Source organism: Streptomyces sp. CRN 30, assembly GCF_034105845.1.
The window spans coordinates 57,657-83,723 of sequence record NZ_JAVRHI010000521.1 but is presented as its reverse complement, the minus strand read 5'-3'; the positions used below and the strand labels follow the sequence as shown (position 1 = coordinate 83,723).

Genomic DNA, 26,067 nt, shown 5'->3' with positions numbered 1-26,067 from the left:
CCCGCCCCCGCCGGATACGGCTACCCGCAGCCGCAGCCGCAGCCGCAGCCGCAGCCGCAGCCGTACCCCCCGACGCCCCCGACGTCCCCGGCCGCCGCCGCCGCCGACGGCGGCCGACCGCACCACCCCTACGGCCCCTTGGGCCCCACCCCTCCCTACGGCCCGGTCCCGCCGCCCTACTACCAGGCCCAGCCCGGCCCCTACGCCGCCCCGCACCAGCCGCCGCCCCACGGGAACCGCTCCACCGTCCTGCTCGTGGTCGTCGCCCTGGTCGTCGCGCTCGCCGCCGGCGGCTCGGTCTACGCGCTGATGAGCGGCGACGGCGGTACGGACGCGGACGGCGGCGCGAGCCCGGCGCCGACCGTGGCCGTGTCCTCCTCGGCCGCCCCCGACACCCCCGACACCCCCGACACCACCGGCCCGGCCACCGAACCGGACGACCGCCCGACCACTCCGGCGGCCGGCGACGGCCCGATCCCGGCGGAGTACCTCGGCACCTGGACCGTCACCTTCTCCAACGCCACCGGCACCCACGACCGCCGCCTCACCCTCCGGCAGGGAGAGGTCGGCGACACCGTCCTCTCCCTCGTCGCCGACGGCGACGCCTACCACTGCGTGTTCGAGGCTGCCCTCGACGAGGCCCCCGACGGCGACGGCCCCCTGCGCATCGGCCCCTCCGACGTGACGGTCGGCGAGGCGTCGGAGGGCTGCGCCCCGGGCTCGTCGTCCGACGTGACCCTCCAGCCGGACGGAACCCTGGAACGGGTCCTGGACAGCGACGGCAAGAAACTCACGTACACCCGCGAGTGATCGAAAGCGTGATCGTGCTCGGGAGCCCGCGGGAGCGGGGGACCGGGGTGCAGTGGCTCAGCGCGGAGAACACGGCGGCCGTCGCGACGACGCATCAAGCGGGCAATCGTGCCGCCAGGGGCGGCACGGGTGGGCGCGGCGGCACCTCGCAAACGCCGAGCGGCGCAACACCCCCCGGCCCAGCACCCCCCCGCCCCACCACAACACCCCGCCCCACCGCATCCCCCCCCCGCAACATCCCCCCCCCGCAACATCCCCCCCCCCCCGCAACATCCCGCCCCCGCAACATCCCGCCCCGCAACAACCCGCCCGCCCCACCCCACCCCACCCCACCCCCGTAAGGGAAGCTCACCGCGCCTCCGGCGGCCGCTGCCGAGGCATGTTCGGCCGGACCACCGCCCCCCCGAACCGCCCCTGCACCACCGCGGCCTCAGAAACCCCCCGCCCCCCACCACTCCCCACATCCCCACATCCCCCACATCCCCCACGATGGGCCACAGGCCCGGAACCCCCCATCCACTCCGCCGTCTCCCCCCGCACCAACTCCGCCACGTCCTCGGAGAACCGCCGCAGCACCCCCAGGCACCGCTCGGCCGCCTCGCCGGCCGTCCCCTCCGCCGGGCCCAGCACCTCCCGCACGCTCTCCGACGCCCAGTCGAACTGCAACGCCAGCAGCCGCCGCTGCACCGCCTGCGCCGTCGCCACGTCCCGCATCCACCCGGCACTCACCCCGAACCACCGGTCCGCGGCCACGCACACCACCGCGACCAGGAGCGCCACGTAACCCCAGGCGGCGGCCCCGCGCACCACCCCCGCCAGCTCCAGCAACGGCAGCGCGCACCCCACGGCCGCGCCCGCCGCCGCCCCGCCGCGCAGCGCCCGGGAGATCCGCCGCTTCCCCGTACGGTCCGCGAGGTACCACGCCGCCGTGTCGAGCGCACCCCGCTCCACCCACCGGTACAGCTCGTCCAGACGCTCGGCCGGCAGCCCCCAGTCGCCGACCGGGAAGGGCCGTCCCATGAGGTCACCCGGGCCCGGTTCACCCCGCACCTGCCGTTGAAGCGGTTTCTCGGGCTGCATCTCCGGCTGACCCACCCGGCACTCCCCACTGATCACCACGGGACGGATCACCACCGGTGATCGTCACTGACCGTTCGCCGGACCCCTTCCTACCCCTCGACACGGCACGAACCCCCCGGTAGCACCCCTTTTCCGCCCGGAAGAGGCCACCGATCAGGTACGGAGGTCACCCCACCTCACCCGAAAGAGTGCTGGAGCGAGGGCCGCCCGGACCACGTAGGCTCGTGCTGAACGCACAAATCAGTGACGAACCCGCAGCGACGACAGGAGCTGATCGTGATCCCCGGTGGTGGCCAGCCCAACATGCAGCAGCTGCTCCAGCAGGCCCAGAAGATGCAGCAGGACCTGGCGAACGCCCAGGAGGAACTGGCGCGGACCGAGGTCGACGGGCAGGCGGGCGGCGGCCTGGTCAAGGCGACCGTCACGGGCTCGGGCGAACTGCGCGGCCTGGTGATCGACCCCAAGGCGGTGGACCCGGAGGACACCGAGACCCTCGCCGATCTGATCGTCGCGGCCGTGCAGGCGGCCAACGAGAACGCCCAGACACTCCAGCAGCAGAAGCTCGGCCCGCTGGCCCAGGGTCTCGGCGGCGGCAGCGGTATCCCCGGTCTGCCCTTCTGATCTGACCTTTCCGACCTTTCGAAGACAGCCCGCGGCCCTCTACCGTACGTAGTGCCAGAACCCCAGGAAGGACGGCAGTCCGTTGTACGAAGGCGTGGTCCAGGACCTCATCGACGAACTGGGGCGGCTGCCCGGCGTCGGTCCCAAGAGCGCGCAGCGGATCGCCTTCCACATCCTCCAGGCGGAACCGACCGACGTACGGCGTCTCGCGCACGCCCTGACGGAGGTCAAGGCGAAGGTCCGCTTCTGCGCGACCTGCGGGAACGTCGCGCAGGAGGAGCAGTGCGGCATCTGCCGCGACAAGCGCCGCGACCCGGCGGTCATCTGCGTGGTGGAGGAGCCGAAGGACGTCGTCGCCATCGAGCGCACGCGTGAGTTCCGCGGCCGGTACCACGTGCTCGGTGGCGCGATCAGCCCCATCGACGGCGTCGGCCCCGACGACCTGCGCATCCGCGAGCTGCTCGCCCGCCTGGCCGACGGCGCGGTCACGGAGCTGATCCTGGCCACGGACCCGAATCTGGAAGGCGAGGCCACGGCGACGTACCTCGCCCGCATGATCAAGCCCATGGGCCTCAAGGTCACCCGCCTGGCCAGCGGCCTCCCGGTGGGCGGCGACCTGGAATACGCGGACGAGGTGACCCTCGGCCGCGCCTTCGAGGGGAGACGACTCCTAGATGTCTGACGCCACGCTGCACGCGACGAACCAGAACCCGGACGACTTCGCGGTCCAGATCGCCGACCAGGTCGAGAGTTTCCTGGTGGCCGTCACGGAGGTCGCGAAGGGCGACGAGCCGGCCTCCGCCGTGCCCTTCCTCCTCCTGGAGGTCTCCCAGCTGCTGCTGGCCGGCGGCCGCCTCGGCGCGCACGAGGACATCGTCCCCGACGAGCGCTACGAGCCCGATCCGGGCCCGGAGCAAGACGTGGACGAACTCCGCGAGAACCTCGCCCGCCTGCTGGAGCCCATCGACGTCTACTCCGAGGTCTTCGACCCGTACGAGCCCCGCAAGGCCCCCGTCCCGGCCCGCGTCTCCGACGACCTGACCGACGTCATCACCGACCTCCGCCACGGCATGGTCCACTACCGGGCCGGCCGCACCACGGAGGCCCTGTGGTGGTGGCAGTTCTCCTACTTCTCCAACTGGGGCTCCACGGCGTCGGCGACCCTGCGCGCCCTCCAGTCGGTCGTCGCCCACGTCCGCCTGAACCAGCCCCTGGCCGCCCTCGACGGCCTGGACACCGACCAGGACCTCGGCGACGAGGCGCTGGAGGCGGAGGCGGGCCGCGTGATGGTGGAGGAGATCGCCGGTCCACTGGGCCTGCGCCCGGTGAAGTGAGGCGGCCCGACGGCTACAGCCCCGCTACCCCCTTCACCAGCGTCGTCACCCCGCCCACCAGCGCCAGCCCGAGCATCAGCCCCCGCGCCCGCCGCTCCGACAGCCGCCCGGCGAGCGCCCGGCCGACCAGCATGCCCGCGCCGAGGGCCAGCGCGACCCAGACCCACCGGGCGCCGCCGAGCGAGGGCAGGCCGCCCGCGGCGACGGAGAAGACGTTGACGACGACGCCGTAGAAGAGGGCGTTCGGCACGAACTCGGCCACGCTCCAGCCGGCGTTGACCGCGTAGAGGGAGACCGGCGGCCCGCCGACCCCGGCGGCGGAGTTCATGACGCCGCCCACCGCGCCCGCCACGACCGCGCCCCGGGTGCCGCGCAGGGCAGCCACCCGCGCCCCGCCCATCACCAGCGCCACGGCGACCGTCACCAGCGCCCCCATCACCGTCAGCAGCGTGGGCTCGGCCAGCCGCCGGGTCAGCCACGCGCCCACCGGTACGGTGCACACCGCCGCGACGCACAGCGGCACCATCGCCCCCACCCGCACCCGCCGCCACCCCTCGGCCAGTCCGATCAGGCAGATGACCCCGGACGCGCAGTTGGCGAGCACGACCCCCTCGGCCGGTCCGAGCAGCAACACCAGTGCGGGCACGGTGACGAGAGCGAACCCCATTCCGGTGAGCCACTGCACGGAAGCCCCGAGCAGCACGATCCCGGCCAGCGCTATGTCATCCATCGGACGATCATCCCAGCGCGCCCTCAAACCCCGTTTGTGAACGTGTGACTCACCGCACTTTCCCGAGTGACTCGTCCCCGGATGGGAATGAGCCCGCCTGGACGGGCGGCCGGAAGTCTCACCATGCGATATCGCGGGGGCGAGATCCGGACGCTCGTTAGACTGAGCCGACCGCAGTACATACACGTACGTGCGGATAGAGACGGATTGAGCGAGGAGCGCACGTGGGCCTTGTCGTGCAGAAGTACGGAGGCTCCTCCGTAGCCGATGCCGAGGGCATCAAGCGCGTCGCCAAGCGGATCGTGGAAGCGAAGAAGAACGGCAACCAGGTGGTTGCCGTCGTTTCCGCGATGGGCGACACGACGGACGAGCTGATCGATCTCGCCGAGCAGGTTTCCCCGATCCCTGCCGGGCGCGAGCTCGACATGCTGCTGACCGCCGGAGAGCGGATCTCCATGGCCCTGCTGGCCATGGCGATCAAGAACCTGGGGCACGAGGCCCAGTCGTTCACCGGCAGCCAGGCAGGTGTCATCACCGACTCGGTCCACAACAAAGCCCGGATCATCGACGTGACGCCGGGCCGCATCCGCACCTCGGTGGACGAGGGCAACATCGCCATCGTGGCCGGTTTCCAGGGTGTCAGCCAGGACAGCAAGGACATCACCACGCTGGGGCGGGGCGGTTCCGACACCACGGCCGTCGCCCTCGCCGCCGCGCTCGACGCGGACGTCTGTGAGATTTACACCGACGTCGACGGCGTCTTCACCGCCGACCCGCGCGTGGTGAAGAAGGCGAAGAAGATCGACTGGATCTCCTTCGAGGACATGCTGGAACTGGCCGCGAACGGCTCGAAGGTGCTGCTCCACCGGTGCGTCGAGTACGCGCGCCGGTACGACATCCCGATCCATGTCCGGTCGAGTTTCAGTGGCCTCCAGGGCACGTGGGTCAGTAACGAACCGCGCGCCGACATGACACAGCAGCAAGGGGAAAAGCAGGTGGAGCAGGCCATCATCTCCGGTGTCGCGCACGACACCTCCGAGGCCAAGATCACGGTCGTCGGCGTGCCGGACAAGCCGGGCGAGGCGGCCACGATCTTCCGCACGATCGCGGACGCCGAGATCAACATCGACATGATCGTGCAGAACGTGTCCGCCGCCTCCACGGGGCTGACGGACATCTCCTTCACCCTGCCCAAGAGCGAGGGCCGCAAGGCCATCGACGCCCTGGAGAAGAACCGCTCCGGCATCGGCTTCGACTCCCTGCGCTACGACGACCAGATCGGCAAGATCGCCCTGGTCGGCGCCGGGATGAAGACCAATCCGGGCGTCACCGCCGACTTCTTCAAGGCGCTCTCCGACGCCGGCGTGAACATCGAGCTGATCTCGACCTCCGAGATCCGCATCTCGGTCGTGACCCGCAAGGACGACGTCAACGAGGCCGTCCGCGCCGTGCACACCGCCTTCGGCCTGGACTCCGAGAGCGACGAGGCCGTGGTCTACGGGGGCACCGGCCGCTGATGGCCGAAATGGCCGAAACCGATCGGTCCCCACGGGCCGGGCGGCCGACGCTCGCCGTCGTCGGCGCGACCGGGACCGTGGGGTCCGTCATGCTCCGGATCCTGTCCCAGCACGCGGACATCTGGGGCGAGATCCGTCTGATCGCCTCGGCGCGCTCGGCCGGTCGCAAGCTGGCCGTCCGCGGCGAGGAGTGCGAGGTCGTCGCGCTCACCGAGGACGCCTTCGACGGGGTCGACGTCGCCGTGTTCGACGTACCCGACGAGGTCGCCGGGGAGTGGGTGCCGGTCGCCGCGGCCAAGGGCGCGGTCGTGGTCGACAACTCGGGCACGTTCCGGCTCGACCCGGAGGTGCCGCTCGTCGTTCCCGAGGTCAACCCGCACACCGTACGGAACCGCCCGCGCGGGATCGTCGCCAACCCGCACTGCGCGACGCTGTCGATGATCGTCGCCCTGGGCGCGCTGCACGCCGAGTTCGGCCTGTGCGAGCTGGTGGTCTCCACGTACCAGGCGGTCAGCGGGGCCGGCCGGGACGGCGTGGACACCCTGCGCCGGCAGACGTCCCTCGTGGCCGGTACCGAGCTGGGCACCAACCCCGGTGACCTGCGGCGGGCCGTCGGTGACGGGACCGGCCCGTTCCCGGAGCCGGTCGCGCTGAACGTCGTACCGTGGGCCGGTTCGGTGCGCGAGGACGGCTGGTCGTCGGAGGAGATGACCGTGCGCGACGAGTCCCGCAAGATCCTCGGACTGCCGCGGCTCCCCGTCGCGGTGACGTGCGTACGGGTCCCCGTGGTGACCACCCACTCCCTGACCGTGCACGCCCGCTTCGAGGACGAGGTCACCGTCGGGCGGGCCCGCGAGATCCTGGCCACCGCGCCGGGCGTCGTGCTCTTCGACGACCCCGCCGCCGGCGAGTTCCCCACCCCCGCCGACGCGGTCGGCACCGATCCGACGTGGGTCGGCCGGGTGCGGCGGGCGCTGGACGACCCCACGGCGCTCGAACTCTTCGTGTGCGGGGACAACCTGCGCAAGGGCGCCGCCCTCAACACCGTGCAGATCGCCGAGTTGGTCGCGGCCGAGTTCGCGTGAGGCACCCGGCCCCGGAGATGCGGGGCGCACCGTCCCCGGGTGCGGGGCGTCCCGATGTGCTCCGGTGAAATTACCGGTTGGTTGCACGTGAAACATTTGTAGGATCTGTGTGAGCGATGTGATCCGGACGACACTGTCCGGATCAGATCGATCTATTGATCGCAGACCGGGTGCCGTCAGAGGATTTGCTCCCCGCCCTCCGCAACCGTGCGGACGGCGGGGAGCGTCTTTGCCGTCACCCCATCCGGGGCGCGCGGGGACGCCGGGTGTGGACGTGGGGACGTCCATGCCGTAGGGGACATAGGGGAAGAGCGGGCGCATGACGTCGAACGAGGCACCAACGGGGGCTCAGTCAGACGCGAGAGCGAAGACCAGCCTCGGGACGTACAACCCTTACGGGGGTGGACGTGTCCAACAGGCGTGGCAGAGGTACTCGACTTGTCCCCCAAGCTCTTCGAGCAGGGGGTACCCCCTACGGCGACGGCACGCGGAACGGCCCTGCGGCCGCCCCGTCGGCCCGCGCGTGTCCGCGCGGCCGGTGGCATGCCGGTGATCGCGCCCATGCCCGCAGCGCAGCCCGCGCCCATACCGACGCAGCGTGACGGTGCCGAGGACGTCGTGGCGGCGGGCACCACCGTCGACCACCTCACCGAGACCTACCGCGCCCACTACCGGTCGCTGCTCGGTCTCGCGGCCCTCCTGCTCGACGACACCGCCTCCTGCGAGGACGTCGTCCAGGAGGCGTTCATCCGCGTCCACTCCGCGCGCAAACGGGTCCGCGACCCGGAGAAAACCCTGGCCTACCTGCGGCAGACGGTCGTCAACCTGTCGCGGTCGGCACTGCGCCGCCGGATCATCGGCCTGAAGCTGCTCTCGAAGCCGATGCCCGACATGGCGAGCGCGGAAGAGGGCGCCTACGACCAGTTGGAGCGCGACTCCCTGATCAAGGCCATGAAGGGACTGCAGCGCCGCCAGCGCGAGGTCCTGGTCCTCAGGTACTTCGCGGACATGACCGAGGCGCAGGTCGCCGCGGTGCTCGGGATATCCCTCGGGTCGGTCAAGGCCTATGGTTCACGGGGTATCGCCGCACTGAGGCTGGCCATGGGGGCGCCGGCATGAGTGACGGCACCGCCGCGGGGCGCGGCGGACTGGACGGACAAGAGCCGAAGCAATCGCACGCTGGGAACGGAACTGTGAACCACGGCCCCGACGAGCAGGGCCCCGACGTCCAGGGGCCGGACGGACCCGAGACCGACGCCGGCGCCGAGTCCCGCACCACCGAAGCCGGTGCCGGCTCCGGTGCCGACTCCGGCAGTGAGGCGGGCGGCGCGGCCGACAGCGGGCTCGCCCCCGACGAACTGGCCCTGCGCGACCTGCTGCAGCAGGCGGTCCGGGAGGTCGAGCCGCGCGACGGCGCCCTGGACCACCTGCGCCGCGCGGTCCCCGCCCGCCGGGCCCGCAAGCGCCAGGCCGCCGTCGGCATGGCGGCCGCCGCCCTGTTCGTCGGGACCGCCGTTCCCGCGCTCGTCCACGTCTCCAACTCCACCGGTCCGGGCGCCAATCCGTCCGTCGCCGGCAACGCCTCCCAGGCGCAGGGCGGAGCCGGTCAGGGCAAGGACCCGGCCGGCGGCCAGAGCGCCACCGTCGGCTCCTCGGACAAGGGCGAGGACAAGGACGAGCCCGGCCGCGAGGAGAAGGACGAGGAGAAGGAGGCCGCCACCGGCAGCGGCGGCTCGGCCACCGGCGCCGACCCGACGACGCCCAGCGGCACCGGCACGGCCGAGTGCACGGCGGCCCAGCTCGGCGGCGCCGTCGGCTCCAGCGCCGCCCCCGACTCCACCGGCGTGGTCTACGGCTCCTTCCGCGTCAGCAACGTCTCCTCCGCCGGCTGCACCGTCGGCGGTCCGGGCTCGGTGACCGTGACCGCGCAGGGCGCGGCGGACCCGGCCCGGATCGGTACCGCGCGGCACGTCGCCGGTGACCCGGCGAGCGGACTGCCCGACCCCTCCCTGGAGGCGGGCCAGGTGCTGTTGAAGCCGGGCGCGTCGTACGAGGTGCGGTTCGCCTGGGTGCCGTCGGACACCTGTCCGACCACGGGCGGCTCCACGGGCGGCACCGGCGATCCCTCACCGGACCCGACGCCCACCGAGACGTCCACCGGCTCGACCGACACGGCGACCTCCGCCGGCGCCACGACCCAGCTCGGGACCCAGCTGGTCTCGGACGTCCCGGCGGACGGCAGCGTGGCGGTGACGTACACCGCGGACACGGGTTCGGGCGCGGCGACGGCCGTGGTGCCCAACGCGTGCGCGGGGACCGTGTACTGGACGGGCGTGATGGCGGGGTAGGTCCGTCCCGGGGCCTGTCGGCCCGCGGGCCGCTACACGCCGGAGTGCGCGGGCTCCCTGGGGCTCTCGGGCCCCTCGGTGTCGTCCTGCGCGGTGTCCTGTTCGTCGTCCGCCTGGACGATCCCCAGCTCCGCGTCGCGCGCCAGCTCCACCTCGCGGCGCAGCAGCCGGAACCACATGAAGACGACGAAGCCGACGAACGCGAACCACTCGGCGGTGTAGCCGAGGTTCTGGAACGCCTTCAGGTCCAGCCCGGAGTCCTGGGTCCGGCTCAGCGGCGCGGCGGTCATCCCCGAGTCGCCCTTGTCGAGCGTGACGTACGCGTCGTACACGTCGTACGGCACGAGGTTGACCAGCGACGCCGCGCTGATCGCGGCGGTCTGCCCGGTGGGGAGCCCGCCGCGCGCGCTCACGCCGTTGTCGCCCGGCGTCTCGGACGCCTGGAGCGTGCCGGTGACGGTGACCTCGCCGGTCGGCGGGGCCGGGGCCTTCGCGGGGTCCGCCTCGCCCGGCAGCCAGCCCCGGACCACGGGGAGCGCCTCGCCGGAGTCGGTGCGCAGCATGGTCAGGACGTAGTAGCCGGTGCGGTCGTCCACCGTGCGGTCGGGGACGAGGAGTTGCTCGTCGTACGTTCCGGTGGCGGTCGTGCGCCGGTTGACGGTGGACTTGTCCACGGGCAGCAGCTCGTCCAGCGGCCGCGTGGCCTGCTTGCGGGCCGAGGCGGCCTGCTCGTCCGCGGCGTGGTGGTCGTCGACCCGGTCCTCGAACCGGCCCAGCTGCCAGGAGCCCATGAAGACGCAGAAGGGGATCGCGAGCACGACGAAGACGTTGATCCCCCACCAGCGGGGCGTCAGCAGAATCCGGTACACGCCCTCAACCGTACGGCTTCGGCCCCGGGGCCGGGGCGCGGGGGCCTGTTAGGAGTCCGGTCAGGAGTCCGGTCAGGAGTCCCTCTTCACAGCGTGTACGAGTCCGGGGAGGGGGAGGTTATCCACAGGCTGGGGGCGATTTCTGCGCGGGAGGTCCGAGGCGGGGCAGTATGGGGCCATGACTGAGAGCAACGGGCCCGTTCCGCAGGAGCAGCGAGAGCAGCAGGATCAGCAGGACCGGCAGGACCGGCAGCAGGGGTCGGGGTCGGGCGGCGCCATGCCCGACTGGGAGAAGCGGTTCAGGGCCCCCCGGGTGTCCCTGCCGGACTGGGCGGAGGACGCGCCGGACCGCTCCCTGTTCGTGTCCAACGTGACGGGCACCTACGAGCTGTACGCCTGGGACCGGTCGACCGGGGAGCAGCGCCAGGCCACCGACCGTCCCAACGGCACGACGGACGGCGTGCTCTCCCCGGACGGCGCGTGGATCTGGTGGTTCGACGACAAGGACGGCGACGAGTTCGGCGTCTGGCGCCGCCAGCCCTTCGCCGGCGGTCCGGACGAGCTGGCGGTGCCCGGCCTCGACCCGTCCTACCCGGCGGGCCTCGCCCTCGGCCGGGACGGACGGACCGCGGTGATCGGCCGCTCCACGGACGAGGACGGTACGACGATCCACCTCGCGCGCGGGGAGGACGCGCCGGTGGAGATCTACCGCCACCGCGAGTCGGCGGGCGTCGGCGACCTGTCCCACGACGGTTCGCTGATCGCCGTGGAGCACACCGAGCACGGGGACGCGATGCACTCGGCGCTGCGCGTCCTGCGCCCGGACGGCACGGCGGTCGCCGAGCTGGACGACACGCGGGGCGGCACCGAGGAGCTGGGCCTTGAGGTACTGGGCTTCGCTCCCGTCGACGGTGACACGCGTCTGCTCATCGGCCACCAGCGGCGCGGCCGCTGGGAGCCCCTGGTGTGGGACGTGGCGACGGGCACGGAGACCGACCTGGCGCTGGAGCTGCCGGGCGACGTCAGCGCCGAGTGGTTCCCCGACGGCACCGGACTGCTGATCGTGCACAGCTTCGAGGCGCGCAGCGAGCTGTTCCGCTACGACCTCACCGTGCGCGAGCTGGTGGAGATCGACACCCCCGCCGGTACGGTTTCGGGGGCGACGGCCCGTCCGGACGGCAGCGTCGAGTTCCTGTGGTCCTCGGCCGCCGAGCCGCCGGCGGTGCGCTCCACGACCGGCCGTGTCGTCCTGGACCCCCCGGGCATGAGGTCGCCCGGCTCGGTGCCGGTGGAGGACGTGTGGGTGGAGGGCCCCGGCGGCCGTATCCACGCCCTGGTGCAGAAGCCGGCGGGGGCGACGGGTCCGCTGCCGACGGTCTTCGACATCCACGGCGGCCCGACGTACCACGACAGCGACTCCTTCGCCGCGGGCCCGGCGGCCTGGGTCGACCACGGCTACGCGGTGGTCCGGGTGAACTACCGGGGCTCCACCGGGTACGGCCGGGAGTGGACCGACGCCCTGAAGCACCGGGTCGGGCTGATCGAGCTGGAGGACATCGCGGCGGTCCGCGAGTGGGCGATCACCTCGGGTCTCGCCGACCCCGACCGCCTGGTCCTCACCGGCGGCTCCTGGGGCGGCTACCTCACGCTGCTCGGCATCGGCGTCCAGCCCGGGGCGTGGACGGTGGGCATCGCGGCGGTGCCGGTGGCGGACTACGTCACGGCGTACCACGACGAGATGGAGGCACTGAAGGCCCTGGACCGCACGCTGCTCGGCGGCACCCCCGAGGAGGTCCCCGACCGCTTCGAGGCGTCCTCCCCGCTGACCTACGTCGACGACGTCGAGGCCCCGGTCTACATCTCGGCCGGCGTCAACGACCCCCGCTGCCCGATCCGCCAGATCGAGAACTACGTCAAGCGCCTGGAGGCGAGGGGAGCGGTCCACGAGGTCTACCGCTACGACGCGGGCCACGGCTCCCTGGTCGTGGACGAGCGCATCAAGCAACTGAGGCTGGAACTGGCGTTCGCGGAGAAGCACCTGCCGGGCGAGTAGGCGGGTTCCCCGGGCGGCGAGGTCGGGGGCGGAGCCCCTGGTACGGCACGGCGAGTGAGGAGGCGCCGGCCTCAGACATCACCCCGCCGCCCGGCCCGCCGCCCCAGCAACTCGGCCAGCCCGCGCCTCGTGGCGGCGATCACCACCCGGTCGACCCCTCGCAGCACGTACGTGTCCGGCAGATCCCACACCAGCCCGCCCCCGGGCACCGCCCGGCCCTCCGGACCGGCGTCCGCGTCACCGCCGCCTCCCGCCCCGCCGCTTCCCGCCCCGCCGCTTCCCGCGCCGCCGCCGCCAGCGCCGTCGGAGCCCTCCATGTCGAGGGCCAGCACCCGCCACGCCCCCGCCCGGAACGCCTCCCCGACCGTCCGCCCCTCCAACTGGGCGTGCCCCGCGACCCGTACCGCCGCGAACAGCAGCACCCGCCGTTCGACCGGGATCGCGCCCAGGATCTGCCGCCCCATCATCGCCCCGGCGAAGGCGGGCGCGGCCAGGTGCGTCACGCTCCGGCTCCGGGTCAGGGCACCGGGGTGGGCCGCCCGCAGCGTGCGGTACACCGCGGTGGCGAAGTCGTCGTCGTAGAGCCGCAGCACGACCCGCAGGTTCGACCGCACCGACCGTGCGTACAGCACGGCCTCCAGATTCGTCGTGTCCACACTGGTCAACGCGAGAAGGGAATGCGCCCGATGGATCTTCGCCGACTCCAGTACGCCCTCCTGCGTGACGTCCCCGAGCACCACCGGTACCCGCAGCCGCCGGGCCGTCGCCATGCCGCGCGCCTCGGGGTCGGACTCGACGCACACCACGGGGATGTGCAGTTCCCGCAGCCGGGTCAGCACCCGGGTCCCGACCTTGCCGAGGCCCAGCAGCACGACGTGCCCGCTGAGCCCGCGCGGCGGCTTCCGCAGCGCCGTCGCGCTGCGGAACGTGCCGAGTGTCTCCAGGACCGCCGCCAGCAGCACCGGAAGCAGCAGCAAGCCCATGAGCCCGGTGAGGAGTTGCAGGATCTGCTCGCCGACCGACCCGTCAAGGGCGGGTTCGTTGATGGCGAAGAGATCGAGCAGGGTGACGTACGTGGCGTGCAGCGCGTGTTCGCCGGAGACCAGCTTCAGCGACACGGCGAGCGCGACCACGCACGCCGCCACCCCCGCGAGCGACCATCTGAGCCGGCGCGAGAACAGCGAAGCGATCGGCGGCACCACCCCTCGCCGCACGGGCAGCGGCGGACCGGAGTACGACACCTGCTCCAGGGCGACGGTGCCCCGTCCGGTGGCCCGCGCCACGGCCGCCGCGTCGGGCAGCAGCTGCGGGCCCTGGTCGCCGCTCTCCTCCGAACCGTCGGACCCGGCCGGGTCGTTGCTCGTCGCCGACAGCAGTGCCAGCGTGCACAGCCCGGGGTCGGCGACCTCGCCGGGACGCGGCGGCTGCCGTTCCACCGCCCGCAGCATCAGCCCGTCCGTCTCGACGACCTTGCTGGTGCCGATGAGCGCGGTCGCGGCGAGCGCGGGCGCCGCCGTGTCGGCGTCGGAGAGGACGGTGGTGGAGGCGTCGTACCCGTGCGCGCGGGCCTCGCCCGTCGCGAGCGCGGCGGCCTGGTCGAGGAGTTCCTCTATGTGCTGGCCGAGCCGTCGGTTGTAGAGCCGCAGGACCAGCCGCAGCCGGGGGTTGAGCCGGCGGGCGGTGAGGGCGGCGCGGATGTTGGTCTCGTCGTCGTCGTAGACGAGGGCGAGCGCGGCGGCCCGGCCCACCCCGGCCTCGGCGAGGACCTCCTCGGTGGGCTCCCCGGCCTCGATCACCGGCCCGCCGCCCGCAGCGCCACCGCCCGCGCCGCCGCCCGAGCCGCCCGTGCCGGGGTCCGTGTCCGTGTCCGCCGCGGACCGCCACCCCGAACCCGTCCCCGATCCCGTCCCCGTCCCCGCTCCAGACCCCGTCCCCGTCCGGTCGCTCCGTTCCGTCCTGTTGACGGCCGCGCTCACCAGGTCCCGCAGCGCGGCGGAGGCGGCGCGGGCCCGCCCGACGACCGGCTGGCGCACCCGCGGGCCGGACGGCGGGACGACGAGGGTGACCTGTTCGCGGTAGACACCGCGCAGTTCGGCGGCGAGCCGGTGCGCGAGTCCGTCGTCGCCGCACACCACCATGGGCGCGGCCACAGCGCCCTGCTGCCCCTGCCCCCGCCCCTGACCTTGCCCCTGACCCTGACCTTGCCCCTGACCCGGAACGCTCGTCGTGATCGCCACGAGGGGAAAGACTGCCTCGTCGCGACGCGTGGTTCCAGAGGGCGTTAAGAGGGCGTTAAGACGCGGCATCGAAGACGCATGAACATTGCCGGAACCCGGCAATGACGCTTCCTGTCCCGGAATGCCAGAATCCCAGGCACCGGAGGTCGGCGACGGCGCGGGAGGGGGACGGCACGCATGGCTTGGTTTCTGGGCCTCGGCATCACGGGGGTCGTGCTGCTCGCGCTGTCGCTGGTCTTCGACGGAGTGCTCGAAGGCGTTCTCGACGGAGCGCTCGACGGCGTACTGGACGGCTGGCTGTCGCTGCCGGTCATCGCCGGGTTCGTGGCGATGACGGGGTTCACCGGCGCGATCGTCCTCGGCACCGGCGTGGCCGGAGCCGCGGGCGCCTCGGCCGCCGGCGTGGTCGCCGGAGCGGGCGCGGGCTGGGCGACGTACCGCTTCAGCCGGGCGCTGATGCGCGATCAGACCGCCGTCACCCCGACCGTGGACCACCTGCTGGGCACCTCGGGGAAGGTGATCACCGCCATCCCCGCCGACGGGTACGGCGAGGTGCTGCTCCACCTCGGTGGGCAGCCCCTCAAACGCGCGGCGCGCAGCGCGGAACCGGTGCCGCGCGGCACCCGGATCTGGGTCGAGGCGGTCCCGACGAGCACCTCGGTGATCGTGCGCCCGACCGACGCCTGAACCCATCCTTCCTTTTCGCTTTTTTATCGTTCTCTGCGACACGGGGGCACAGCCATGAGTCCTGTTCTGATCGCGGTGCTGGGAGTCGTCGTACTCGTGGTGCTGCTGGCACTGGTCGTCATCAGCCGCTACAAGGTGGCCGGGCCGAGTGAGGCGTTCATCGTCACCGGCCGGCGCGGCAAGCAGGCCACCGATCCCGAGACCGGCCGCGTCTTCACCGACAACAGCGGCCAGAAGGTCGTGGTCGGCGGCGGCGTCTTCGTCGTGCCGTTCGTCCAGCAGCGGTTCTCGCTGGACCTGTCCTCCCGGCACATCCCCGTCGCCGTGCGCGGCGCGGTGACCCTGCGCGGCGTCAAGGCCCACCTCGAAGGCGTCGCCATTGTCAAGGTCGGCGGTACCGAGGACGCGATCCGCGCCGCCGCGCAGCGCTTCCTGATGCAGCAGGACGGCATCGTCGGCTTCACCCAGGAGGTGCTGTCCGGCGCACTGCGCGCGATCGTCGGCCGGATGTCGGTCGAGGACGTCATCCGCGACCGCGCCGCCTTCGCCGGACAGGTCGCCGAGGAGGCGGAGGCCAGCCTCTCCGGTCAGGGCCTGGTCCTGGACGCCTTCCAGATCCAGGACATCAGCACCGAGGGCTCCTACCTGGAGGACCTCGGCCGGCCCGAGGCCGCCCGCGCCAAGCAGGAGGCCGACATCGCCGAGGCGGTCGCCCGGCGCGCCGCCGAGCAGGCCCGGCTGAAGGCCGAGGAGGAGATCGCGGTCGCCCAGCGGACGCTGTACCTGAAGCAGGCCGAGATCAAGGCCGAGACCGACCAGGCCGCGGCCCGCGCCAACGCCGCCGGTCCGCTCGCCGAGGCCGCCCGCCAGCAGGACATCCTCGCCGAGCAGGAGAAGGTCGCCGAGCGCCAGGCCGCGCTGAAGGACCGCCAGCTCGACACCGAGGTCCGCAAGCCGGCCGACGCCAAGCGGTACGAGGCCGAGCAGGAGGCCGAGGCCCGGCGGGTGGCCCGCGTCAAGCAGGCCGAGGCCGAGCGCGCGGCCGAGATCGCCGGCGCCCAGGCCGAGGCGGAGCGCGCCCGGCTCACCGGTGAGGGCGAGAAGCAGCGCCGCGGCGCGCTGGCCGAGGCGGAGGCCATCGAGGGTCTCAAGCACGGTGAGGCCGAGCGGGCCCGGCGTGCGGCGATCGCCGAGGCGGTACGCCTTGAGGGCGAGGCGGAGGCCGCCGCGATCAGCGCGAAGGGCGCGGCCGAGGCCGAGGCGATGGAGAAGAAGGCCGACGCGTTCGAGCGGTACGGCGACGCGGCGGTGCTCCAGATGGTCGTCGAGGCGCTGCCGCAGGTGGTGGCCAAGGCGTCTGAGCCGCTGTCGGCCGTGGAGAAGATGACGGTGATCTCCACGGACGGCGCGAGCCGCCTGACCCGCACGGTCACGGACAACGTCGCGCAGGGCATGGAGCTGCTGAACTCCACGACCGGTGTCGACCTGGCCGACCTCCTGAAGAACCTCACGGGCGGGAACGCGGCGTCCGCCGCCAAGGGCGACGGCCCGGCGCAGCCGCCCGCCAACGGCAAGGTCGAGATAACCGGCTGATCGCCCCCGCCACCCCCCTCTACGCTGCCCCTTTACGCTGGAAGGCGCCGACGGCGACATGACACACGTACCAGGGGGGTGGGCCGGGGTGCCGGACCGGAACGCGGCGGAGGCGTACCTGGAGGGATACGCCCGTATCCTCGCCGACGCCTCCGCGACCGGCCGCCGTCTGACCCGGGACGAACTCGACTCGCGCCGCGCGCTGGGGGAGCGCGCGGCGGAGGCCGGTCTCAAGCTGCGCGCCCTCGTCGGCGTCCACCTCGACGCCACCCGCACCAACTGGCCCTCCGGCCCCGGTATCTCACCCGACAGCGTGCTCGCCACGGCCGCCCAGGCAGTCGACGCGCTCGCCGAGGGGTACGAACGGGCGCAGCGGCTCGCCGTACGGCAGGAGGAGGCGGCCCGCCGGGAGTTCATCGACGACCTGCTCTACGGCCGCAGCGACCTCGGCCGGCTCGCCCAGCGCGCCGAGCGGTACGGGCTGCGGCTCGCCTACGAGCACGCGGTCGCGGTGGCGCGCGGCGCCGTGGCCTACGACGACGGGGACCCCGTGCCCCGGGAGGTCGAGACCGCGCTGATCGGCCGGTTCGGCGACCGGCGCATACTCCTCACCACCAAGGACGGCCGCCTGGTCTGCGTCGCCCCCGGCGACCAGCAGGAGATCCTCACCTTCTTCGCCAAGCTGGCGCACGCGGTGACCGACGGCGGCCAGGTCGCCGTCGGCCGCTCCCAGCCGGGCGCCGCCGGGGTCGTCCAGTCCTACGAGGAGGCGCTGAACACCCTCGACCTGGCCGAGCGGCTCGACCTCGACGAACCGGTCCTGCGCGCCGCCGACCTCCTCGTCTACCCGGTCCTCACCCGGGACCGCCAGGCCATGGCCGACCTGGTGAAGAACACCCTCAGCCCGCTGCGCGGGGCCCGCGGCGGCGCGCAGCCGCTGCTCGACACCCTCACCGCGTACTTCGACTCGGGGTGCGTGGCGGCGGAGGCGGCCCGCCGCCTCTCGCTGAGCGTGCGCGCGCTCACCTACCGCCTGGAGCGCATCCACAAGATCACCGGGGCCGATCCGTACGACCCGGTGCACCGCTACACCCTCCAGACCGCGGTGATCGGGGCACGGCTGCTGGGCTGGCCGGCCAATCCCCTCTGAACACAACTGGCACCCCGTCACAGCACAACGTTTCTGCCTCCTGAGTTGTCTCACTTCCTGTTGTCGCTGTTGTTTCTGTTTCTTTTCTGGCCGTAATGGCCCTGTGTGGGGGGATTTCGCCTGTGAAACGGCGTACCGCGCGTGCGACGCACGCGTCGCATGCGTACAGACCGCTGACCATGAAGAGACGGGCGTGGCTGACGCTCGGCGCGGTCGTCCTGGGCGGCGGTGGCATCGTGACGTACGCCGCCGCCAGCCCGTCCACCGACCAGGGGCCCGACCTGAGGGCCAAGCGGCCGGTGAAGACGTACGACCTGGCGCTGAAGGCCGCCGGCAGCGCGAAGCGCGAGCTGCCGCGCACGGAGACCAAGCAGTTCTCGCTGCTGGGCGTCTCCTGGAAGGACGCGGACGCGAGCCTCGACGGCACGATCCAGGTCCGTACCCGCGACGCCGAGAGCGGCACGTGGTCCGGCTGGCGCGACCTGGAGACCGGCGTCGACCCGGTGGAGGTCCCCGAGGCGGACTCCGAGGAGCGCGGCGCGACGGAACCGCTGTGGACCGGCCCGTCGGACGGCGTCGAGGTCCAGGTCGTCCACGAGGACGGCACCACCGGCTCCGGCCTGCCCAAGGGGTTCGAGGTCAACCTGGTCGACCCCGGTGTGGTGACGAAGGCCGAGCAGAGCATGGAGCCGGCGGCGTTCGCGGCGGACGTGACACCGAGCCCGACGGCGACGGAGACGGAGACCACGGAAGGGACGGCTCCCAGCGCCGCCCCGGAGTCGTCCGTCCCCCAGCCGCCGGTGGTCTCCCGCGCCGGCTGGGGCGCGGACGAGTCGATGAGCCCCGAGGAACCCGAGTACAACGAGGACGTCAAGGCGGTCTTCGTCCACCACACGGCCGGGACGAACGACTACTCCTGCGCCGACTCGGCGGCCCTGGTGCGCGGCATCTACGCGTACCACGTCAAGACGAACGGCTGGAAGGACCTCGGCTACAACTTCCTCGTCGACAAGTGCGGCACGCTCTACGAGGGCCGCAAGGGCGGCATCGACCTGCCGGTCCTCGGCGCGCACACCTACGGCTGGAACCGCGAGGCGACCAGCGTCGCGGTGCTCGGTGACGGCTCGACCGGCGCCCCCGCGGCCACGCTGGCGTCGATCGCCCGGGTGGCGGCCTGGAAGCTCGGACAGTACGGCGCCGACCCGAACTCGTCGGTCAAGCTGACCGCCGGCGCGACGCAGAAGAACTACTTCGGCACGTCGTACACCGCCGGTACGCAGTACTCGTTCAAGCGGATCTCCGGCCACCGCGACGGATTCAACTCGGAGTGCCCGGGCAACGGCATCTACGCCCAGCTCCCGACCATCCGCACCCTGGCGTCGGGCCCGGCGCAGGGCCTGAAGCTGACGGCGCTCGACAGCACGGGGCTGTCCGGCTCGACGTACTACACCAAGGGCACGGTCAAGGCCCGCTGGTCGACGTCGACGCCCAGCAGCCTGCTGAAGAACTTCGAGATCGTCGTCGACGGCAAGACGGCCGCCACCGCCGCGGCCACGTCGACCGCCAAGACGGTCACCCTGCCGCTGGGCACCCACACCGTCGCCGTACGGGCGGTCCACCAGTCGGGCAAGACGGCGACGACGACAGCGGTCAACGTGGTGGCGGAGACCACCGCGCCGACCTTCAGCACGTCGCCGAGCCTGAAGCTGCGCACCGGCACCGTCGAGACGTCCGCCGTCCCGGTCGCCCTCGGCTGGAAGGCCGCGGACAACGCGGCGCTGCGCCAGGTGAAGCTGCTGTCCCCGACGACGGCCACCTACGGCCCGACCACGACCACGTCGAACAAGACCGCCAAGTCCGGTTCGGCCTCCACCTGGTCGATGCGTGCCTACGACTGGGCGGGCAACTACCGCACGTCGTCGCCGTCGTTCACGCCGATGATCCTCCAGGAAAGCGCCGCGACGAAGAGCGGCACCTGGACCACGAAGTCCTCCAAGAGCTACCTCGGCGGGAAGTCGTACTCGAGCTCGACGAAGAACGCGAGCCTGACCTGGTCGTTCACCGGCCGTTCGGCGGCGCTGGTGGTCTCGCGCGCCTCGTCGTCCGGCAAGGTCTACGTCTATGTCGACGGTACGAAGACGGCGACGGTGGACCTGAAGTCCAGCGCCACCAAGTACCGCCAGGCGATCTGGACGAAGAACTGGTCGAGCAGTGCCAAGCACAAGATCAAGATCGTGGTGGCGGGCACGAGCGGCCGTCCGGCGATCACGACGGACGGCCTGGTCTACCTGAAGTAGCGCCGGTCCGCCCGCTGGGCGAAACCGATCCGCTCTCGAACACGTCTTCGCTTCCTGAAGGTGGCACCTCGACCAGAGGTGCCACCGAGGCCGAAGGGACGATCGGAGCGGTGTTAGTGCGCAAGAGCGGAAGAAACGTGGGCAGGGCGGCCGCCGGGCTGCTGACGGCGACGGCGGCGGCCATGGCCTTGACGGCCTGCTCGGTCGGTGGCGACGACACGACCGCCGACCCGGAGCCGGCGAAGAGCGGGTCGTCGGCGGCGGCGTCGGGCGCCTCCGCGGACCAGCAGGACGAGTCGTCCTCCGGGGCCTCCACCGCGGACCAGTCCTCGCCCGAGAAGACGGTCGCGGCGTGGGTGACCGCGGTGGTCAAGGGCGAGGCGAAGCAGGCGTGCCTGCTGATGGGCGAGGCGGGCAGCCCGCCCGAGACCGGCTCCGAGGAGACGTGCGCCGACGACTCCACGCAGGGCAAGCAGATCCAGCAGAGCGTGGCCCAGTTCCAGGAGTCGTTCACTCCCGACCCCCCGACGGAGAACCCGAAGGTGGAGGTCACGGAGGTCCCGCCGACCGATGACAAGGCGGAGTACCCCGCCGACAAGGTCACCGTGGACGGCAAGACCCTGGAGGACATCATCCTGGCCAACTCCACGGGCCTGGAGAAGGGCCAGCTGAACGTGAGCATCGAGTCCTCGAAGCTCGATGACGCGTGGTACGTGACGAACATGGACTTCGACATCGGCTGAATCGGCTGAGCAGGGCCATCGGCGGCCGATCGGGTACTCCGCCGGTCCGGCCGCCCGAGTGGCAGCGGCGGCAGGGGTGTGGGCACGCTGGAGTGGGGACCGGTATCACCGTCACCGGACGTCACCGGAACAGGGAGCCCGCACATGTACGCCTTGGGAACATGCGCCGCGGCCGCAGCGCTGTCGGCCGCCGCGCTGACCGTTTCAGGTGCGGCGACGGCGACGACCGCCGCCGCACCTGCCGCACCCACCGCTCAGTGCGGAACCGAGCAGACCACAGGGCTCGGGCTCTCCGCGAAGGGCACCGACTGCGCCACCGCGTCGAAGGTGGCGGGCGCCTACACCAGAACGTGGACCGGGTCGGGCAGCGCAGCGGCGACAGTCGACGCGGGCGGGGCCACCTGGCACTGCCAGGAGAAACAGGGCACCCCGAACCCGTACCAGGAGTGCGTGCACTCCGACGACAGCGGCCGACGGGTCACGCTGACGTCGTGACCCGAAAAGCCCTCACCCACGGGAGCGTGTGACCTTCTAAGCGCTCCTCAGGCCGCTTATGAAATCGCTCCAGCAGCCGGCACCGAACCGGAGCACCGGGCCGTGCGGGAGTTTGCTGTCACGGACGGGGACGAGAGCCGGGAGGCCGGCGGCCACCTCCACGCAGTTGCCGCCCTCCTGATTGCTGTAGCTGCTCCTGCGCCAGGCGGCGTCGTTCAGATCGGGACGGGACCTGCGCTCCACGGTGATCGTCTCCCCTCACGGACCGGATCATGTCCAGGGACATGAGCGGGGGCAGTGCTGCCGCCCGAAGCCGATCGTAGGACAGTGTGAAGCGCGTGACCTCGTCCGGTTCCTCGACGAGTTGGCCGTAGTGCGCACCCTCCGTGTAGGCGTTGACCGAGCCGTCCGGCATGGTCAGCAGCGTCAGGGACCCACCCATCACGTCGTGCTCACCCTGGTCGAACGGCAGCACCTGGACGGTGATGCGGTCCTCCGCCGCGGCGATGAGCAATCGGTCCAACTGCTCACGCATCACCGCCGATCCGCCCACCGCCCGTCTGATCACGGCCTCGTCGAGGACCACGCACAGCTCGGGCCGGTCAGGAGCGGCAAGACGCTTCTGCCTCTCCATACGCGCGGCGACGCGCTCCTCCAACTGCTCCGCGCTGCTGAGCGTGCGACCGACGCGCAGCACGGCGCGCGCGTACGCCTCGGTCTGCAGCAGACCCGGCACCAGGTGGGCGGAGTACTCGCGCACAACCACCGCCCGCTCCGCATACTCCATGAACTTGCGGGACCAGTCGGGGAAGGTCTCCCGGTACACGTGGGGCCACAGCTCGACGAGCAACTCGTCCGCGCAGAGGGCGGCATCGAGGGCGCGGGCGAGCGGCAGGGTCGGTCTCGCTCCGGAGAGACGCTCGATCTGGGTGATCCGGCTGCTCACCACGTGCGTGAGCAGCCCGAGTTGCGCCTGGGTCAGCCCGGCGGCGAGCCGGAGCCGGCGCACCCGTGAACCGAAGAGGGCGGCCATCGACGCGCTGGGGTCGATTTCGCTGGCCAAGGGATCACGTCCGTTCCTTACGACAGGGAGGGTAAGGCGGTGTCACCTTCCGAGCGTAGGGCGATCGGCCGACTCTTGAACACGAAACGTGACGACTCGTGACGACCCGTGTACTGAAGGAAAGGGACGGACGACCCGTGCCGACGACAACGACCACCACCCACTTCACGCAGCGGTACGCGGCGACGCCCGAGGGCGCGCACCTGGCCCGGCGCAGGGCGGTGCGGTGGATGGGGGAGCGGGGCTACTCCCCGATGACGGACGCGTCCTGCGCGGTGGCGCTGGTGGTGGGCGAACTGACGGCGAACGCCGTGAGCCACGGCAGGGTCCCGGGCCGCGATTTCGGCGTCAGTCTGACGCTGGACACGACCACATGCCTGCTGCGCGTAGAGGTGGCGGACGCGGCGACGGAGAAACCCCTGCCGCTCACCGCACCGCCCCCCACCCCGGACGAGGAGTCGGGCAGGGGCCTGCTCCTGGTGGACGTACTGTCGATCCGCTGGGGCGTGACCCCGGGCGACCCGGTGGGCAAGACGGTGTGGGCGGAACTGGACGTAACTCCCTCGGTTCCCTCACTCATCGAGTGAGGGGACGTGAGGGATGCGCGGGACGTGTGCGGACCATTCCACGCCACCGCTCGCGGGTCTGCTCCTCGCCGTCGATCCACTGGGCGCGTGCGATGTCCGGGGGGAGCGGGAGACCGGCCATGAAGTGAGCGATCTCGACGAAGTACGCGTAGTCGCCGCCGTGGGTGAGGTCGTGCAGGCGGGAGATGCCGGCCTCCACCTCGTCGTGGGCGCCGACCAGTGCGTGGTGGAAGCACAGGACGAGTTGCAGCTTGGCGGCGGCGTAGGAGATGCCGGACGTCTCGATCTCGGCGAGCAGGACGGCGGCCCGGTCGGGCAGGTCTGTGGCATACCCGGCGTCGCGAGCCAGGGCGGCGAGGCGCACGGTCATCTCCGCGGACCGCTGGCTGAGCGGCGACAGCAACCGGCCCGCCAGGTCGATCTCGTCGTCGGCCTCGGCGGGGTCGGTGAAGGCGACGGCGAAGGAGAGGTGGGCCTGGCACATCGCGGCCTCGCCGACCGCGCCGTGCTCCTCGGCCTCGCCACGGCCCGCGCGATAGGCGGCGGCCGCCCTGTCCATGTCTCCTTGGAGCCACCACACGTCGGCCAGTACCCGCTGATGCCGCCCCGCCCAGCCGAGTCTCCCGGCCGCTTCCACGGCTGCGGGGAAGTCCCCGGCCAACCGACTGAGGTGCGCGAGACCGCGTCCGGCGTCGAAGGCGAGGCGGCCCCCGGCGGCGGCGACGCGTTGCATGCCTTGACGGGAGGCGGCGGTGAGCCCGAGGTCTCGCTGGGCTTTGGCCAGGTAGTAGGCGGGCAGTTCGACGAGTTCCGGTGGGAGCAGCCCCGAGCCGAGGACGGCCGAGAGCCGACTCGCCGTACGCTCGCGGTGTTCGTGCTGGCGCCGGGCGATGGCGCTGAGCGTCTCGACGAGGGCGTCCGCAGCGGTCCGGGGCCCGCCGCCCCCCATGCTGCCCGGGTCCGGCAGGGTGAGCGGCTCCCACACGGAGTCCGCGACGTACTGGAACGAGGCATCGACGAGCCAGCCGAGCTGGAACGCGAAGTCCCGGGCGAGCCCGAGCCCTTGTTGCAGACAGCTGACGAGGACGGCACGGTCACGTCGCTGCCCCTGCCGCCACCGTGCCTCCAGCGCACGGAACGCGCGCTCGGCCGCTCGCTGCCAGTCCTGCTGGGACCAGCGGTCGTCGCTGCCGTCCTCCGCGTTGCGGATGGCGGAGCGGATGAGGTCGTGCAGATGGAACGGCCAGGTGCCGGAGAACGACTCACGGATGAAGGGACGTTCGACGAGCCGTAGGGCGGGCGCGTCGTGGTCCATGCCGGCCACCTCGGTGGCCAGGGACACGGAGAACGAGCTGAGAAGGCTGACCGAGCGCAGCACATGCCGTTCCTCGGCGGTCAGATCGCTGAGGGTGCGGGCGATGAGGGCCGGGAAGTCGTGGTCGAAGTCGCCGGCCTGCGGCCGGCTGCCGCCACGGCTCAGTTCCAGGAAGCGCATGACCGACAGGTCCAGGTACAGCGGGAGCCCGTGGGAACGCTGGGCGATGATCCGGCGTACGGGCTCGTCGATCAGGGCCTGCCCGTCGCGACGGAGCCGACGGGCCAGGTAGTCCTCGCAGTCGTCGGGTGAGAAGTCGCCGATGAGCACCTGGTGGGAGGGGGCGACGGCCTCCTCGACGGCCAGACCGGGCCAGGACCGTGCCCCCACCCGGTCGAGCTGCCCCTCCAGACCTGCCTCCGCCCACTGCAGACGGTTACGTCCGGTGATGACGAAAAAGACGTTGGGCATGAGCCAGACGAGACGCTGGAGGAGCCGCTCGAAGTCGCGGTGTGTGCGATCGCCGGTGTCCTCGAAGGTGTCCAGCAGGACCACGGGCAGGGCGCTCTTGCCGGGTGGGAGCTGGGCGAGGTCCCAGGCGAGGAGATGCGGATAGAAACTGAGGGCGTCGAGGTCGGGCTCGGCTTCCAGGAGGTCGGCGAGACGCGCGCACCCGGCGAGGGCGCGTACGGACGCCCGCCGCTCGCGCAAGGCGCCGACGAGCGCGCCGACACCCTGCCCGATGGCACCTCCGACGGTGCCGGGCAGCAGCAGGGCTTGCGCCACGTCACTGAGGGCGGACTGCATTTGCTGGGGCAGCGCGGCGGCGTCGCTGAACCGGCGCAGCAGCCCGCCGCGGCGCAGATACTCCTCCAGCGGTTCGCCGGGGTGGTTGTGCTCCCAGTAACGGCGCAGGGCGAGGTCGAAGGCGGGCATGGGCCGGCCGAGCGAGGCGACGGCGAGCCGGATGCTGAGGACGACCCGCTCGAAGTCGGTCCCCGCGGAGTGCGCGAGATCGATCCGGACGGGCAGTAACCGCTCCTCCGGATACGCCGGTGACTCCCACTGCGCGGGCCGCTGATCACTGTGGGCGAGCGCAGCCTCGATCTTGCGGGAGAGCGTCGATTTCCCGATGCCGCCCACACCGTGGAAGACGAGGACGTTACGGCGAGGCCGTTCGAGATCCTCGACGTCGAAGCCGTCCCGCGTCACGTCCCGTACATGCTCAGCAAGGCCACCCGTCACCGCCCGCCACTGAGCCTGCCGATTGGTGAACGCCTCCTCCGCGGCGATGCTCCGGTCATTGGAACTGAACAACGCACGAAGATCCCGCCCTGCCATGGCCGCCTCCCCCGGTGATCACTCTCCTCAATCTACGCACGCATACGAACACCCAAACAAGTCCGGAACCGGCACGAAGCCGCGCACAGACCGGTCGGCCGGCGCGAAACCC

At 72.1% G+C, this 26,067-nt stretch carries 22 protein-coding genes and 1 pseudogene; 16 read left to right on the top strand and 7 right to left on the bottom strand.

All coding sequences use genetic code 11. From position 1 onward, the window contains the following. Positions 1–810 (top strand): annotated as a pseudogene (locus tag UW392_RS61505) (serine/threonine protein kinase); the annotation flags it as partial. A gap of 348 nt (positions 811–1,158) precedes the next feature. On the opposite strand, the gene UW392_RS61500 reads toward UW392_RS61505, so the two are convergent. After that, positions 1,159–1,905 carry an SLATT domain-containing protein gene (locus UW392_RS61500; protein WP_320784235.1) on the bottom strand — a complete coding sequence of 249 codons (747 nt, stop codon included), beginning with the start codon at positions 1,903–1,905 and terminating at the stop codon, positions 1,159–1,161. 261 nt (positions 1,906–2,166) lie between these two features. Here UW392_RS61500 and UW392_RS61495 point away from each other — a divergent pair, with 261 nt between their 5' ends. The 3 genes from UW392_RS61495 to UW392_RS61485 all read left to right on the top strand — a co-directional run bounded on the left by UW392_RS61495 (position 2,167) and on the right by UW392_RS61485 (position 3,845). Next, the gene (locus UW392_RS61495; protein WP_190202919.1) at positions 2,167–2,511 is read left to right on the top strand and encodes a YbaB/EbfC family nucleoid-associated protein; all 345 of its coding nucleotides are present in this window, start codon (positions 2,167–2,169) and stop codon (positions 2,509–2,511) included. Between the two features lie 82 nt (positions 2,512–2,593). Continuing rightward, positions 2,594–3,193, top strand: coding sequence for a recombination mediator RecR (gene recR / locus UW392_RS61490; RefSeq protein WP_320784234.1), 600 nt, complete (start codon positions 2,594–2,596; stop codon positions 3,191–3,193). Further along, positions 3,186–3,845 (top strand): DUF5063 domain-containing protein, encoded by a 660-nt coding sequence (locus tag UW392_RS61485; protein ID WP_320784233.1) that lies wholly within the window; start codon positions 3,186–3,188, stop codon positions 3,843–3,845. Before recR ends, UW392_RS61485 begins: the two co-directional genes overlap by 8 nt. A 13-nt stretch (positions 3,846–3,858) precedes the next feature. Here UW392_RS61485 and UW392_RS61480 read toward each other — a convergent pair whose 3' ends face one another. After that, on the bottom strand, positions 3,859–4,575 hold the full coding sequence (locus tag UW392_RS61480; RefSeq protein ID WP_320784232.1) for a sulfite exporter TauE/SafE family protein: 717 nt from the start codon (positions 4,573–4,575) through the stop codon (positions 3,859–3,861). Positions 4,576–4,799: 224 nt separating this feature from the next. On the opposite strand from UW392_RS61480, the gene UW392_RS61475 reads away from it, so the two are divergent. The 4 genes from UW392_RS61475 to UW392_RS61460 all read left to right on the top strand — a co-directional run bounded on the left by UW392_RS61475 (position 4,800) and on the right by UW392_RS61460 (position 9,525). Beyond that, entirely contained in the window at positions 4,800–6,092 is a 1,293-nt protein-coding gene (locus UW392_RS61475; RefSeq protein ID WP_320784231.1) for an aspartate kinase, read from the top strand. 8 nt (positions 6,093–6,100) lie between these two features. Beyond that, positions 6,101–7,177, top strand: coding sequence for an aspartate-semialdehyde dehydrogenase (locus UW392_RS61470; protein WP_320784230.1), 1,077 nt, complete (start codon positions 6,101–6,103; stop codon positions 7,175–7,177). A gap of 543 nt (positions 7,178–7,720) precedes the next feature. Further along, the gene (locus UW392_RS61465; RefSeq protein WP_320784238.1) at positions 7,721–8,296 is read left to right on the top strand and encodes a SigE family RNA polymerase sigma factor; all 576 of its coding nucleotides are present in this window, start codon (positions 7,721–7,723) and stop codon (positions 8,294–8,296) included. A 74-nt stretch (positions 8,297–8,370) separates the two neighbouring features. Continuing rightward, entirely contained in the window at positions 8,371–9,525 is a 1,155-nt protein-coding gene (locus UW392_RS61460; RefSeq protein WP_320784229.1) for a hypothetical protein, read from the top strand. A 32-nt stretch (positions 9,526–9,557) separates the two neighbouring features. On the opposite strand, the gene UW392_RS61455 is transcribed toward UW392_RS61460, so the two are convergent. Continuing rightward, on the bottom strand, positions 9,558–10,394 hold the full coding sequence (locus UW392_RS61455) for an SURF1 family protein (protein WP_320784228.1): 837 nt from the start codon (positions 10,392–10,394) through the stop codon (positions 9,558–9,560). A 277-nt stretch (positions 10,395–10,671) separates the two neighbouring features. Between UW392_RS61455 and UW392_RS61450 the strand changes: the two genes are divergently transcribed. Beyond that, positions 10,672–12,447, top strand: coding sequence for a S9 family peptidase (locus UW392_RS61450; protein WP_414497634.1), 1,776 nt, complete (start codon positions 10,672–10,674; stop codon positions 12,445–12,447). A gap of 71 nt (positions 12,448–12,518) precedes the next feature. Here UW392_RS61450 and UW392_RS61445 read toward each other — a convergent pair whose 3' ends face one another. Next, the gene (locus UW392_RS61445; RefSeq protein ID WP_320784237.1) at positions 12,519–14,585 is read right to left on the bottom strand and encodes an NAD-binding protein; all 2,067 of its coding nucleotides are present in this window, start codon (positions 14,583–14,585) and stop codon (positions 12,519–12,521) included. Between the two features lie 276 nt (positions 14,586–14,861). Between UW392_RS61445 and UW392_RS61440 the strand changes: the two genes are divergently transcribed. The 6 genes from UW392_RS61440 to UW392_RS61415 all read left to right on the top strand — a co-directional run bounded on the left by UW392_RS61440 (position 14,862) and on the right by UW392_RS61415 (position 21,649). Continuing rightward, a complete protein-coding gene (locus UW392_RS61440) occupies positions 14,862–15,371 on the top strand; it encodes a hypothetical protein (protein ID WP_320784226.1) in 510 nt (169 codons plus the stop codon). 54 nt (positions 15,372–15,425) lie between these two features. Beyond that, positions 15,426–16,964: a flotillin family protein gene (locus tag UW392_RS61435; RefSeq protein ID WP_320784225.1), complete on the top strand. Its 1,539-nt coding sequence runs from the start codon at positions 15,426–15,428 to the stop codon at positions 16,962–16,964. A 58-nt stretch (positions 16,965–17,022) separates the two neighbouring features. After that, positions 17,023–18,114 carry a PucR family transcriptional regulator gene (locus tag UW392_RS61430; protein WP_320784224.1) on the top strand — a complete coding sequence of 364 codons (1,092 nt, stop codon included), beginning with the start codon at positions 17,023–17,025 and terminating at the stop codon, positions 18,112–18,114. A 179-nt stretch (positions 18,115–18,293) separates the two neighbouring features. Further along, positions 18,294–20,411, top strand: a complete 2,118-nt coding sequence (locus tag UW392_RS61425; RefSeq protein WP_320784223.1) for a peptidoglycan recognition protein — start codon at positions 18,294–18,296, stop codon at positions 20,409–20,411. 137 nt (positions 20,412–20,548) lie between these two features. Next, the gene (locus UW392_RS61420; RefSeq protein WP_320784222.1) at positions 20,549–21,154 is read left to right on the top strand and encodes a hypothetical protein; all 606 of its coding nucleotides are present in this window, start codon (positions 20,549–20,551) and stop codon (positions 21,152–21,154) included. 144 nt (positions 21,155–21,298) lie between these two features. Next, positions 21,299–21,649: a hypothetical protein gene (locus UW392_RS61415; RefSeq protein WP_320784221.1), complete on the top strand. Its 351-nt coding sequence runs from the start codon at positions 21,299–21,301 to the stop codon at positions 21,647–21,649. Positions 21,650–21,685: 36 nt separating this feature from the next. On the opposite strand, the gene UW392_RS61410 is transcribed toward UW392_RS61415, so the two are convergent. Both UW392_RS61410 and UW392_RS61405 read right to left on the bottom strand, forming a co-directional pair. Further along, a complete protein-coding gene (locus tag UW392_RS61410; protein ID WP_320784236.1) occupies positions 21,686–21,805 on the bottom strand; it encodes a DUF397 domain-containing protein in 120 nt (39 codons plus the stop codon). Next, entirely contained in the window at positions 21,768–22,682 is a 915-nt protein-coding gene (locus UW392_RS61405; RefSeq protein WP_320784220.1) for a helix-turn-helix transcriptional regulator, read from the bottom strand. The genes UW392_RS61410 and UW392_RS61405 overlap by 38 nt, the downstream gene beginning before the upstream one ends. A gap of 167 nt (positions 22,683–22,849) precedes the next feature. On the opposite strand from UW392_RS61405, the gene UW392_RS61400 reads away from it, so the two are divergent. After that, positions 22,850–23,299 (top strand): ATP-binding protein, encoded by a 450-nt coding sequence (locus UW392_RS61400; protein ID WP_320784219.1) that lies wholly within the window; start codon positions 22,850–22,852, stop codon positions 23,297–23,299. Here the strand turns inward: UW392_RS61400 and UW392_RS61395 are convergent. Continuing rightward, the gene (locus tag UW392_RS61395; RefSeq protein ID WP_320784218.1) at positions 23,289–25,931 is read right to left on the bottom strand and encodes an ATP/GTP-binding protein; all 2,643 of its coding nucleotides are present in this window, start codon (positions 25,929–25,931) and stop codon (positions 23,289–23,291) included. The two genes, UW392_RS61400 and UW392_RS61395, sit on opposite strands and share 11 nt — an antisense overlap. Between the last annotated feature and the right edge of the window lie 136 nt (positions 25,932–26,067).